Genomic DNA, 13,661 nt, shown 5'->3' on the forward strand with positions numbered 1-13,661 from the left:
CCAAACAGTAAGTTTGGCTAAGGACACAACAATGAAATTTACTAAAACTCTTATTGCTGCATCGCTGGCATTTGTTTCAGCTGATACCTTTGCAGCGGCTTTTCAACTTGCTGAGCAAAATGTATCTGGTTTAGGTCGTGCATACGCAGGTGAAGCGTCTGTAGCAGATGATGCCTCTGTGGTTGCTCGTAACCCAGCGTTAATGACGTTGTTTAAAGAGAAGCAACTTAGCGTTGCAGCTATGGCTGTCATTCCTGATGTTAGCCTAAAAGGCACAGGTAATGCCTACGGTTTAGATAACAGCGTACTAGATGATGACAGCATCGCACCTAGCGCGATTATTCCTGCTGGTTATTTCACTATGCCAGTAAACGATAAAGTATCGGTTGGTTTTGGTGCATTTTCTAACTTTGGCCTTGCCACTGAGTTTAACGATGATTACGCAGCTGGCCAAATTGCTGGTGAAACTGAAATTGTTACTGTAAACATGAACGCAAGTGTTGCTTATAAAGTATCTGAGCAGTTCAGTTTTGGTATTGGTTTAAATGCAATTTATGCAGAAGCGAAGATTATTCGTAAGTTTGGCGTAGTACCTCCTGTAAACCCTGCTATTGCATCTATTCCTGCAAGTGCTGATGCTGTTCACCTTGAAGGTGATGACATGGGTTACGGCTTAAACGTTGGTTTAATGTACCAATTAGATGAAAATAGCCGCTTTGGTTTTAATTACCGTACAGAAACAGATATTACTTTTGAAGGTGAGTACTCGAATGAACTACCTTCATTTATTCCTGGTGGGTTAAACGGTCAAGTTGAATTACCTGGCTCAGTTGAAATTACACTACCAGCAATTGCTGAGTTCTCAGGTTCTCACCAGTTAGATGAAAAGCTAGGCGTTCACTACAGCGTATTATGGACAGGTTGGAGCAGCTTTGACTCATTAGAAGCACAAGTAACAGCGCCTACAGGTGACAAATTCAGCGCGTTTGAAAAAACAGAAGATTTCTCTGATGCAATGCGCTACTCAATTGGTACTGATTATCAGTACAGCGAAAACTTAATGCTTCGTGCTGGTTTTGCGTTTGATGAGTCACCTGTATCACAACAGCATTTATCAATTTCTATCCCTGATACAGACCGTTTTTGGTTCTCGTTTGGCGGTAACTATGCGATTGATCAAAATTCAAATATTGATTTAGGTGTGAGCGTATTACGTGGTAAAACACAAAACTTTACTGAAAAAGTAGAAAGCGAAACACTACCACAGCAATGGTCTTTTGAATCAAAAGGTCATGCAGTATTATTAGGTGCTCAGTACAACTACACATTCTAATTCTGCCTTGAGCCTTGAGCCTTGAGCCTAGAGCCTAGACACAAAAAAGCCGGTTACTTCAAATGAAGTAACCGGCTTTTTTATACATATAAATTAACTGGTTACGAATGGCGTAAGCCATCCGTAACAGCTTAATTATAAGCTTTCTATTTTAACTTTTTGCTCTAGTAGCTTCGTTTTAGCATCGGTAAATTCAGCTAGCTTAGCATTTTCTTTAGCGAGTACCGCTTCAGGTGCATTGTTAACAAACTTTTCGTTAGCCAGTTTGTTTTGCACTTGCGCTAGGCCTTTCTCAGCTTTTTCAAGTTGCTTGTTAATACGTGCAAGCTCAGCTTCGACATCAATTAACCCCGCCATTGGGATCATAATCTCAAGGTTGCCAACATAAGAGGTTGCACACGCTGGGGCATCGTCTTTGTTTTCAAGCAGAGTAAATGCTTCAAGCTTAGCGAGTGACGCTAAAAACGATTCATTTTCGTTAATACGGCGCACATCGTCGCTCGATGCATTAGCTAGTAATACCGATAGCGGCTTGCTTGGGCTAATATCCATTTCACCACGAATATTACGAATTGCTAAAATGAATTGCTTAACCCACTCTAAGTCATCCATCGCTTGTGAATCAACATTGGCTTGGTTATAAACAGGGAACCCTTGTACCATAATGCTAGTGCCTGTTGTTTCAAGCCCTGCAAGTGGCGCTACACGTTGCCAAATTGTTTCTGTAATGTAAGGCATCATTGGGTGCATTAAACGCAGTAAGCTTTCAAGTACGGTAATAAGTGTATGACGTGTACCACGTTGCTGAGCTTCATTGCCTTTAAATAGTACCGGCTTAGTTAGTTCTAAGTACCAATCACAGAACTGATTCCAGGTGAATTCATATAATGTGTTCGCCGCTAAATCAAAACGGTAGTTATCAAGGTGCTCGGTGTAGGTTTTAACCGTGGCTTCATATTGACCTAAAATCCAGCGATCAGCTAACGAGTACTGTTTTTCGCTATCGTTAAAGCCACAGTCTTGCTCTTCTGTGTTCATTAATACGTAACGGCTTGCGTTCCATAATTTGTTACAGAAGTTACGGTAACCTTCAAGGCGGTTCATATCCCAGTTAATATCACGACCAGTTGAAGCCATCGCTGCTAAGGTAAAACGCAGTGCGTCGGTACCGTGTGCTTCAATACCGTTTGCAAATACTTTGCGGGTATCTTTTTCAATTTTAGCGGCAAGTTTTGGCTGCATCATATTACCAGTACGTTTTTGTACTAAGTCTTCAAGGCCAATGCCGTCAATCATATCAAGTGGGTCAAGTACGTTACCTTTAGACTTCGACATTTTATCGCCGTTATCGTCACGTATTAAGCCAGTTACATACACGGTTTTAAAAGGAACTTGTGGTTTGCCGTTTTCATCCTTTATAAAGTGCAGCGTCATCATGATCATACGTGCAACCCAGAAGAAAATGATATCAAAACCGGTTACCAACACGTCAGATGGGTGGAAGGTTTTTAAGTCATCGGTATTTTCTGGCCAACCTTGGGTTGAGAAGGTCCACAGTGCTGATGAGAACCACGTATCAAGAACGTCTTCGTCTTGGCTAAGCGCTACGCTATCTGCAATATTGTTATCGCGGCGTACTTCTGCTTCATCACGACCAACGTATACGTTGCCTTCGCTGTCGTACCAAGCTGGAATACGGTGACCCCACCAAAGCTGGCGTGAAATACACCAATCTTGTACGTCGTTCATCCACGAAAAGTACATGTTTTCGTATTGCTTAGGTACAAATTGGATGTCGCCGTTTTTAACCGCGTCTTTTGCAGGTTCAGCAAGTGGTGCAACACGTACATACCATTGGTCAGTAAGTAGTGGTTCAATAACAACACCAGAGCGGTCACCGTAAGGAACAGTTAGGCCATGGTCTTCAATTTTTTCAAGTAGGCCTAGCTCTTCAAATTCAGCAACAATGGTTTTACGTGCGTCAAAACGGTCCAGGCCATGTAAGCGCTCAGGAATTGGCGCATCAAATTCAAGTTCTTTACCATCAAAGGTGTATGTTTCACCTTGGGTTAAAATAGCCGCGTCTTTGTCGAAGATGTTAATCATCGGCATTTTGTGGCGCTTACCAACTTCGTTATCGTTAAAGTCGTGCGCAGGAGTTATTTTTACACAGCCCGTACCTTTGTCTTTATCGGCATGTTCATCGGCAACAATTTTAATACGACGATTAACGATTGGTAGTAAAACCTCTTTACCGATTAGGTCTTGGTAGCGCTCGTCATCTGGGTTTACTGCCACACCTGAGTCACCCAGCATAGTTTCTGGGCGCGTAGTGGCTACAACAATGTAGTCTTTACCGTCTTGCGTTTTTACGCCATCAGCCAGTGGGTAACGTAAGTTCCACATATGGCCTTGTTTGTCTTTGTTTTCTACTTCAAGATCAGAAATCGCAGTGTGTAATTTAGGATCCCAGTTTACTAGGCGTTTACCACGGTAAATTAGGTTTTCTTTATGAAGGCGTACAAATACTTCTTTAACAGCTTCTGATAGGCCATCGTCCATGGTAAAACGTTCACGGTCCCAATCAACAGAAGCACCTAAGCGGCGAAGTTGTTTAGTGATTGTGCCACCAGACTCGTTTTTCCATTCCCAAATTTTATCGATAAATGTATCACGGCCTAAATCATGGCGTGTTTTACCCTCTTCTGCCGCAAGCTTTCGCTCTACTAGCATTTGCGTGGCAATACCTGCGTGGTCAGTACCTACTTGCCATAATGTATTGTTACCTTGCATACGTTTAAAGCGCGTTAAGGTATCCATGATGGTATCTTGGAAAGCGTGGCCCATGTGTAAGCTACCCGTGACATTTGGCGGCGGGATCATAATTGAATATGGGGTGCCTTGGCCAGATGGCTTAAAGTAGCCTTTTTGTTCCCAGTCTTGATATAGAGACTGTTCAATATCTTGCGGATTGTAGGTTTTATCCATTACACAGAACCTTAAATAAGTACTTAAATGAGTTAGTTAGCTTTGTACGCAGTGAGCGTTAGCGATTAATATCTTGCGTGGTGATATTGGCACCGAGTTGGCGTAGTTTTTTAAAGCGCTCACGAGCGGCTTGTTTGGCTACGGGCTCTACGGGTACAAAATCAAAAACTTGGTTAAACCGACGAATAAAATCCGGTAAGTGATTGGCCAAGTTAATTAATACTTTACGATTACCAACAGGTGGTGTTGTGCCAATTTCTACAGGTGCGCCGCCTTTTGGGCCTTCACCTTGTAAATTGTGGGGCACAAAACTGTCGGCATCAAATGTCCAAATAGTTTCGTCAATGCTGTTGGCGGTTGCTTCGCTGTCTACAAAAATAAATACGCGTTGACCAAGCCGATACTGTTGCCCAGCTATTTGAGCTGCTAAAGCAAAGTGATCATCGGCTTTAGCTAATGACTCATCTTGTTGCTTTAAAATGAAAAACTGGGCATTCATGTTCATTGTATCGGGATTTCCCATGACATTGATTGTGCTGTTATTAAATACACACAAATTAAGAAGGGGATTTTGCCATATAACGGGGTTTGCTTCAATTAATACCCAATAAATAAGGCGCTTTAAAAGCGCCTTATTTTATACTCTATATTGGGCTGTGAAGCCTTTTACAGGTTTGTTAGTCTTGGGTTGCTTCGCTAATGCCTGCTCGGTTTAATAAATACTGAGTTAGCATAGGTACAGGGCGACCCGTTGCACCTTTTTTAGCGCCGCTGCGCCATGCCGTACCGGCAATATCTAAATGTGCCCAGTTATACTTTTTAGTAAATTTAGATAAGAAACAGGCCGCAGTAATAGTACCTGCAGCTCGGCCACCTAAGTTAGTAAAGTCGGCAAATGGGCTTTCTAGTTGATCTTGATAATCATCCCATAATGGCAGTTGCCATGCACGATCGCCACTTTGCTCCGACGCTTTTAATAAATCATGCGCCAGTGGATTATGGTTTGCTAATAAACCCGTAGCGTGGGCACCTAAGGCAACAATACACGCACCGGTTAATGTAGCAACATCAATCACGGTTTCTGGTTCAAAACGCTCAACATAGGTTAGCGCGTCACATAACACTAAACGGCCTTCGGCATCAGTATTAAGTACTTCAACCGTTTGCCCAGACATAGTGGTTAAAATATCACCTGGGCGATAGGCGTTTGAGCTTGGCATGTTTTCACAACCGGCTAAAACGCCAATTACATTTATAGGTAGCTGCATTTGTGCAAGCGAGCGCATGGCACCAATAACACCAGCAGCACCGCCCATGTCGTATTTCATTTCATCCATGCCTTCGCCTGGTTTTAATGAAATACCGCCTGAGTCAAAGGTTAAGCCTTTACCAACTAATACGATAGGCGCTTGGTCATCGCCTGCGCCTTTGTAGTTAATTACCGACATAACCGATTCGTTATCACTACCACGACCAACTGCTAGGTATGAGTTCATACCTAGTTCTGCCATTTTATCTTCGCCAATCAGCTCAACAGTGATGTTGTCAAAATTAGTCTCAAGTTCTTTGGCTTGCTCGCCGAGATACGCTGGATTACAAATATTAGGCGGCATATTGGCAACGTCTTTGCACAATTTGCTACCAGCAGCAATCGCTAGGCCATGCTCAATGGCACTTTCACCTATAGTCAGTTCGCGGCGCGTAGGAACGTTAAATACCATTTTACGCAGTGGACGACGAGGGTCTACTTTCTTACTTTTTAGCTGATTGAAGGTGTATAAACAGTCTTGGGTTGTTTCTACCGCTTGACGCACTTTCCAATAGGTATCACGGCCTTTAACGTGTTGCTCAGTTAAAAAACACACTGCTTCCATCGAGCCTGTTTCGTTTAAGGTGTTGATAGTTTTTGAAATAATTTGTTTATATTGTTTATCGTCTAGTTCGCGTTCTTTACCGCAGCCAACGAGTAGAATACGTTCGCTTAAAATATTAGGTACATGGTGTAATAGTAATACTTGCCCTGGCTTACCTTCTAAGTCGCCACGGCGTAATAAATTTGAGATATAACCATCGCTGATTTTATCAAGTTGTTCACCAATGGGGGATAACCTGCGTGGTTCGTATACGCCAACAACAATACATGCACTGCGTTGTTTTTCTGGGCTACCACTTTTTACGTTGAATTCCATTGTCACTCCTGATTTTGAGTCATCTATAGAAGCTAAGTTGGGACTAAAAATGTGTTTTCTAGTCTTTTTACCTAAATTTTTAGGTCTAGCGCTAATATTAGTAGATTTTACTCGACTCTTACTGTGTATTTGAACTTTATATGCTTAAGGGTTACTAATGCAACATTATATCGTGATGTTAGGTAGGATAATTAATATTGATGGCTTATAATATGTGCTTAATACTCATTTAAAATGAGTGAATTAACTAGTTCACTCATTGTTTTTTATTACTAAATTGAAATTCCATGTTTAACAGGGGCGAATGTTGCTAATTTTCCGTTATTTGACCACTGAGGTTTTAAAATCGCAGGTCGCCGTATTTTTAACTTTAATGACCATATTTTTGTCGCAAAAGTTTGTTGTCATTCTTGGTGATGCCTCAGAAGGTAGTATCCCAGCAAAGCTTGTGTTTGCCATGATTGCGCTTAAATTGCCGCAGTTGGCATCGTTAATTTTGCCTCTGAGCTTATTTTTAGGAATTATTTTAGCTTACAGCCGGATTTACGCCGACAGTGAAATGACAGTACTTAAAGCATGTGGCGTGAGTGAGTGGTATGTAGTGCGTATTACGCTAATTTCAAGTGTCATCTTAGCGTTGTTGGCCGCGGTACTTACTTTGTATATTGCACCGTGGGCAAGTGAACAAGAATACCAACTTAAAGAGCAAGCCAAAGCTGATGCTGGTTTATCTGCACTTCGAGCTGGACGTTTTCAACAAACCGGTAACGAAAAAGCTGTGGTGTTTATTCATAATATTGAAAATGGCGGCAAAGAGCTCAACAAAGTTTTTGTGGCACAACTACCCGATAGTGAAAAAAGTGACCTAGCGCGTTTAGTTTATGCAGAGCAGGGCGTTGTTATTGAAGCGCAAAATGGTGAGCAGCAGTTAGTGCTTACTGATGGTAAGCGATATGAAACTGACGGCGAAGCGCCTTCACTTAACTTAACTGAGTTTGATGGTTACAGCGTACAAATTCGCGAGCAAGAAATAGAACATCAACGTCGTAAGTTAGAAGCCGTGCCAACTCGTGAGTTAATGTCCATTAACACTCCAGAAGCAATTGCACAGTGGCAATGGCGTTTAGCTATTCCGTTATCTATTCCATTATTAACTTTACTAGCAGTACCCCTGAGTGTTGTTAATCCACGCCAAGGTAAATTTGCTAAATTAGTGCCTGCTTTGAGCTTATATTTAGGGTATTTCATTTTACTCAACGCGGCTAAGTTTGCGGTAGAAGATGGGAAAATCCCTCCCTCTATTGGCCTATGGTGGATTCACCTAAGTGCATTATTTATAGGTAGTTTATTAATTATTAAAGGCCGCCCATTAGGTGTTTGGCTGAAGGCTGTCGTGACTAAACGGGAGCAACACATATGATGAAAACGCTTGATTGGTATTTAGGCCGTAGCATTATGCAAACCACTGGGTTTGCACTAATGGTGTTGGTGGGGATCAGTACTTTAATAAAATTTATAGAGCAGCTTAAATCGGTTGGCCGTGGTAGTTACGATATTATGACCGCCTTGCTATATACCATTTATAGTATGCCCGGCGATTTAGTGGTGTTTTTCCCAATGGCAGCACTTATTGGTGGCTTAACTGGGTTAGGCGCTTTAGCTTCTAATAGTGAGTTGGTAGTGATGCAAGCCGCGGGTATGTCGCGTTTACAAATCATTGGCTCGGTAATGAAAACAGCAATTTTTATGGCGCTGTGCGTAATGGCGCTAGGTGAGTGGGGGGCGCCCGCTGCTCAGCTGCACGCCAAAGAAATGCGTAACCAAGCTATTCATGGCGGGGATGTATTTAATGCACAAAAAGGCGTGTGGGCTAAAGATGGCAGTAACTTTATTAATATTGAAGATGTTGACCAAAATGGCATGCTGCGCGGCGTAAATATGTACCACTTTGATAAGTCGTTGCAACTTACACAAATTACTAAAGCAAAAGAAGCAGTAGGGCGTGATAATGGCTGGCTACTGCGCGATGTGAACAAAGTATTGATCAGTGAAGAGCTAATTACCACGGAGCAAGTTACTGAAGAGTTTTACTCATCTCAGCTGACCGGTGAAAAACTTGGCGTGGTTTCAGTAAAACCAGAGTCACTGTCATTTTCAGGATTGTGGTCATATTTAGCTTATTTACAGCAAAATGAGCAAGATACAAGTACCTATGATTTAGCACTATGGCGTAAATTAATGCAGCCAGTGTCTATTGCTGTGATGTTGTTGGTTGCCTTATCGTTTATATTTGGTCCGCTGCGAACCGTAACTATGGGGGCACGAATTATCATGGGAGTGGTAACGGGGATAGTGTTTCACTTAACTAATGAGATATTTGGCCCTGTGGTAATGGTATATCAAATCCCAGCCATTGTAGGCGCCGTTCTACCGAGCATTTTATTTACTGGGTTTGCAGCTTATTTGATGAATAAGCGGGTGTAGCTAGACTTAAAGCTTAAATAAAAAACGCGGCCTTTTTTAAAAGTGCCGCGTTTTTTTATGCTTTAGCTTATACCAATTCACTAGATTAAGTATTAATCTAGTTCGCGATACACGCGTTTATTTTCTTCTTTGGTGAGCGTAACCACTTCGGTTTTTGATAAGTAATCTTGTAGTGCTTTTTTATTTTTAAAGTCGACTAATACCACTAGATTTCCTAAACCAAGGAATGCGCTGATACTGCGGATAATAGCTTGTGGCCAGCTAATTAAACTTCCTTGGTTGGTTTGTACTTTTAAGCGCCATGCTCGCATACCAATTGTTTGCCCACTTTTCGTCCAAAAATAACCAAAAAATACCAAGCCAACAAGCACCAGCAGCGAGCTACGAATACCAGAAAGTAATAGTGAATCTTGAATACGTGCAGATACATCTTCAGCGCCATTGAGGGCAATAACATCAAGGGAAATAAGTCCTTGGATAGCAAATAAATACAATACCACCGTTAGCATCGCAAAAGCGATAATAGCTAATGTGTCGTACACCAATGACGCAAAACGACGCCAAAACCCTGCTCGTGGAAACTCAGCCGACATAAATATACTCTCACTGTTAATGTGCGCGATAGTTTAGCAAATAAGCCGCTAAATACTACCTATTACGCTACGTGCTTAACCAGCTATTGGTTCAAATGTTAATGGTTGCCTAAATGTTAAGCGGTCGATCACGCTTAATACATAAAACGCTTGCCGCTTTGCTCATTGTTTGTATAATGCTAGGCAATGAGATGGAAGAGGGTACATAATCTTTCACTCTTAAGTGGTTTTTCTTTATCTTCTCGTGTTTAGAAGGTTAAAGAAAAATGATGCCAGCGTGATGAAATTGGTATACATGGGGGATTCAAAATCCCCTGCCGCAAGGCGTGCCGGTTCAAGTCCGGCCGCTGGTACCACTTTTTATAGCCCCTGCTAGATTTAGCAGGGGTTTTTTTATGCCTAAGATTTTAGTTGCCGGACTCGAGCGGCACGTGAGGTGCCGCTGTTATAAGTAAAAGTCCGGCAACTTAGTACCATTTTTTTATAGCCCCGACCAAATTGGTTGGGGTTTTTTTATGCCTAAGATTTGAGTTGCCGGATTTTAATTACAAAAAATGTGTCCAACATTGCTACTTTTATAAGCAGTAGGTTTTGATCTAAACTTGGCCTGTAAACGTTTTGGTTTACCTAACCTTAAGCTCTGCTTGAGATAGGTTTCTTATCCAGAACTAAGGTTATATAGTAAATACAGGCCTGACTTTAATCGTATTTTTCATTGATACGGGTGTGCTAAGTTATGCAATGTGTTTTGACTCGGGTATTATATACCTCAACCTTTTGTTGCGAATAAAACATCATGACTCAACTAACCGCAAAACAGAATATTCAAGCCATTGTAAAAGCGATTAAGGCTGAAGAAGCATTACTGCGTAAAAAACACCCGCTATTAATGCATCAAAATACCTTAGGAATGGCTATTTTATTACTTTCTTTGAGTGCATTAATCGGAATTGGCACGCTGTATTATTTTGCTATTATTCCCGCTTGGCTATGCATTATTTTAGCGGCCATTGCTACCTCAATTTCCCATGAGCTTGAGCATGACTTAATCCACAAACAGTACTTTAGCAACCAACCATTTTTGCATAATTTTATGATGTTAACCGTGTGGCTGATGCGTCCTAATACCATAAGCCCATGGTACCGTCGCAAGATGCATTTACATCATCACAAAACGTCGGGTACTGAGCAAGATTTAGAAGAGCGTTTGGTAGGTAATGGTATTAAAAATCCGTTTTTACGTGCCTTGGTAATTGTTGATGGATTACTCGGTTTATTAATTAATGCAAAGCGCTTTAGTAAAGAAATTAAAGGTTTTAGCTTTTTTAAAGTATTTAACGCAGGTTTTCCGATTACTACCGCGTATTTCGCCATTTTATATAGCGTAATTGCGTTTCACTTAGTTAATTTGTTCACTCCATTGGCAGCTAATTCACCGGTATTATTGCTTGATGTATTGCATGTATTTGAATTTCTAATGGTGGTGCTGATTGTGCCTAATATTGTACGTTCGAGCTCCCTTAATTTTGTTACTTCAAGTATGCATTATTATGGCGGTGTGAATAATATGCTTGAACAAACTCACGTAATTACTAGCCGTTTGTTTATGCCATTTAATTTATTTTGTTTTAACTTTGGGCATACTCATACTATCCATCACTTTGTACCAAATCAGCCGTTTTATTTACGACAAATGATCAGTAAAAAAATCCTTGAAGTGATGCGCCAACACGGCGTGCGTTTTAATGATTTTGCCAGTATTAAGCAAGCAAACTTGTATCAGTAATACTCAGTGTAAAATGGCATCATAATGCAGTCGGACTCGCAGCAGCAATTAACTCAGCAAGATGCGTTAGCGCAATGTGTACAAGCTATAAAGGGGACCAGTTTTGCGCAAAAGCTGGTTAATTACATTGCCCTTATTGTTGAGTTTGATTGTGCGGTTGTATTGGCTTGCAGAGTAAATAAGCATCCCATTTATTTATTCGATTCTATCGAGAAACAGCGTGAACTTTTATTTCAGCGCTACCTTACTAACTCGTTTGTAAACGACCCTTTTTATACTGAACTGGTTAGTAAAGCTGAGGAAGGAGTATTTCGGCTCGCTGATATAGCTCGTTATCAAGATGAACTGACCTTTAAGGCATATCAACAGCAGTTTTATACTCACACTGACTGGACTGATGAGCTAAGTATTTGTACTAATATAGGTAACGGTCGCTCGATTGTTATTTACCTTGGTTTATTATCCAATAACCAGCGCTTTAGTGCGTTGCAAAAGCAGCAATTAATAGCACATTTTAATTTAATAAAAGCACTGTGTAGCCAACATTGGGGTAGCCAAAAATTACTATTAAATCAATTTAATAGTTCAGTTACTGGGCAGCTTATAGAAAATGCCCTCACGTCATTTGCTAACCAACAACTCACTCAACGAGAGCATCAGGTTGCTTGTTTAATTGTGCAAGGTTGCGACTCCGCAGATATTGCTTCTCAGCTTGGGATCGCCCTAGGTACAGTTAAAAACCATCGTAAACGTATATATGCACAGTTAAACGTTGCTTCACTGAGTGAATTTTTTCGACTGTTTTTAAATCATTTAATGCACACAAAATAAAGCGCGTTTATGTCCCTTTAGGGATATAGTGCACATCGCTGAGTTTAATTAGTATTTTTCTTATAGATAATTTTGAGAAATACGATGACAGCACATTTACTTAGCGACATTATGCAGCGTGGTTTAGTCTCTCAAGTGAGTAGTATTGAGCAATTAACCCATAAGCTTAATACTCCACAGGTGGTTTACTGTGGCTTCGATCCTACCGCAGATAGCTTACACATAGGGCACTTAGTACCATTAATAATGCTAAAGCGTTTTATGGATGCAGGGCATCAAGGTGTGGCATTAATTGGGGGTGCTACAGGGTTGATTGGTGACCCGAGTTTTAAAGCCACTGAGCGTAGCCTAAATACTAAACAAACGGTGTCACAATGGGTGACAGCGCTTGCAAACCAAGTTGAAAGTGTACTTGGTCCGCATTTAAACAAGCCACTGCAGATAAAAAATAACGCTGACTGGTTTAGCTGTATTGATGTATTAGACTTTTTTCGTGATGTAGGTAAACACTTTTCAATTAATACCATGATCAACCGTGAGTCAGTAAAACAACGTTTGCAACGTCCAGAGCAAGGGTTGTCGTTTACTGAATTTAGTTACTCCTTATTGCAGTCGTATGACTTTGCTAAGCTCAATAGTGAGTTAAATTGTACTTTGCAGATAGGCGGTAACGATCAGTGGGGTAATATTGTCAGTGGAATTGATTTAACCCGCCGTTTAAACCAGCAAACAGTGTTTGGTTTAACACTGCCACTTATTACTAAGTCAGATGGTACAAAATTTGGAAAAACTGAGGGCGGTGCTATTTGGCTCGACCCTAAAAAAACCTCGCCGTATCGCTTTTATCAGTTTTGGTTAAATTGTGAAGATGCTGATGTGTATAACTTTTTGCGTTTTTATACCTTTTTATCAGTTAAAGAAATTGAGGCCATAGAAGCAAACGATAAGATAAGCGGCCAAAAGCCTCAAGCACAGCGCATTTTAGCTGAGCAATTAACCCGTTTTATTCATGCTGAAGAAGGCTTGGCAAGTGCGCAGCGTATCACTGAGTTGTTATTTAATGGACAAGTACAAACCTTAAATTTAAATGATTTAGCACAATTAGAACAAGATGGCTTACCAGTAATAACCCTTACTGAAATTAATATAACCACCTCCGCGCTATTGGTTCTCAGTGGTTTAGCAAACTCTAAGCGTGCCGCAAGAGAACTGATAGCTGCAAACGCAGTAAAAATTAATGGTGAAACAATTTCGGCTGATCATAGTCAGTTAAATTTGGCATTGCATCAACGTTTTTGGTTAATACAGCGAGGTAAAAAACAATTTAGGTTAATTAAACTCAATTGAATTTCCCTCTAATGGTGATTTTTTATGTGGTTTTAGGGGTTACTCTTAATCCAAACTACTTAAGTTTTTTAAAAGTCTTCATTGTTTTTTCTCATTACAATAACGGTAAT

The 13,661-nt window shown here is 40.8% G+C and carries 10 protein-coding genes and 1 tRNA gene; 7 read left to right on the top strand and 4 right to left on the bottom strand.

Features of this window, described 5'->3' with window-relative positions; genetic code table 11:
• Positions 1-31 precede the first annotated feature (31 nt).
• Positions 32-1,333, top strand: a complete 1,302-nt coding sequence (locus tag CWB78_RS06585; protein ID WP_138594758.1) for an outer membrane protein transport protein — start codon at positions 32-34, stop codon at positions 1,331-1,333.
• Positions 1,334-1,468: 135 nt separating this feature from the next.
• Here the strand turns inward: CWB78_RS06585 and CWB78_RS06590 are convergent, their stop codons facing one another.
• The 3 genes from CWB78_RS06590 to pepA form a co-directional block, all read right to left on the bottom strand.
• On the bottom strand, positions 1,469-4,321 hold the full coding sequence (locus CWB78_RS06590; RefSeq protein ID WP_109875295.1) for a valine--tRNA ligase: 2,853 nt from the start codon (positions 4,319-4,321) through the stop codon (positions 1,469-1,471).
• Between the two features lie 58 nt (positions 4,322-4,379).
• A complete protein-coding gene (locus tag CWB78_RS06595) occupies positions 4,380-4,826 on the bottom strand; it encodes a DNA polymerase III subunit chi (protein ID WP_008112488.1) in 447 nt (148 codons plus the stop codon).
• A 172-nt stretch (positions 4,827-4,998) separates the two neighbouring features.
• Positions 4,999-6,510: a leucyl aminopeptidase gene (pepA, locus tag CWB78_RS06600; RefSeq protein WP_054202239.1), complete on the bottom strand. Its 1,512-nt coding sequence runs from the start codon at positions 6,508-6,510 to the stop codon at positions 4,999-5,001.
• A gap of 307 nt (positions 6,511-6,817) precedes the next feature.
• On the opposite strand from pepA, the gene lptF reads away from it, so the two are divergent.
• Both lptF and lptG read left to right on the top strand, forming a co-directional pair.
• Positions 6,818-7,930 (top strand): LPS export ABC transporter permease LptF, encoded by a 1,113-nt coding sequence (gene lptF, locus CWB78_RS06605; RefSeq protein WP_036933683.1) that lies wholly within the window; start codon positions 6,818-6,820, stop codon positions 7,928-7,930.
• Complete coding sequence (gene lptG / locus CWB78_RS06610) at positions 7,927-8,994, top strand: LPS export ABC transporter permease LptG (RefSeq protein WP_008466816.1); 1,068 nt, start codon at positions 7,927-7,929, stop codon at positions 8,992-8,994. The genes lptF and lptG overlap by 4 nt, the downstream gene beginning before the upstream one ends.
• Before the next feature lie 92 nt (positions 8,995-9,086).
• Here lptG and CWB78_RS06615 read toward each other — a convergent pair whose 3' ends face one another.
• Positions 9,087-9,587, bottom strand: coding sequence for an RDD family protein (locus tag CWB78_RS06615; RefSeq protein WP_010390869.1), 501 nt, complete (start codon positions 9,585-9,587; stop codon positions 9,087-9,089).
• A 271-nt stretch (positions 9,588-9,858) separates the two neighbouring features.
• On the opposite strand from CWB78_RS06615, the gene CWB78_RS06620 reads away from it, so the two are divergent.
• The 4 genes from CWB78_RS06620 to tyrS all read left to right on the top strand — a co-directional run bounded on the left by CWB78_RS06620 (position 9,859) and on the right by tyrS (position 13,551).
• Positions 9,859-9,943: transfer RNA gene (locus CWB78_RS06620), tRNA-Leu, on the top strand.
• A gap of 440 nt (positions 9,944-10,383) precedes the next feature.
• Positions 10,384-11,373: a fatty acid desaturase gene (locus tag CWB78_RS06625; protein ID WP_138594760.1), complete on the top strand. Its 990-nt coding sequence runs from the start codon at positions 10,384-10,386 to the stop codon at positions 11,371-11,373.
• 24 nt (positions 11,374-11,397) lie between these two features.
• Positions 11,398-12,204, top strand: coding sequence for a LuxR C-terminal-related transcriptional regulator (locus tag CWB78_RS06630; RefSeq protein ID WP_138594762.1), 807 nt, complete (start codon positions 11,398-11,400; stop codon positions 12,202-12,204).
• An 84-nt stretch (positions 12,205-12,288) separates the two neighbouring features.
• Positions 12,289-13,551 (top strand): tyrosine--tRNA ligase, encoded by a 1,263-nt coding sequence (gene tyrS, locus CWB78_RS06635; RefSeq protein WP_138594764.1) that lies wholly within the window; start codon positions 12,289-12,291, stop codon positions 13,549-13,551.
• The last annotated feature ends 110 nt before the right edge of the window (positions 13,552-13,661 follow it).

It is taken from the genome of Pseudoalteromonas sp. S1612, from assembly GCF_005887175.1.
GTDB classification, from domain to species: domain Bacteria; phylum Pseudomonadota; class Gammaproteobacteria; order Enterobacterales; family Alteromonadaceae; genus Pseudoalteromonas; species Pseudoalteromonas undina.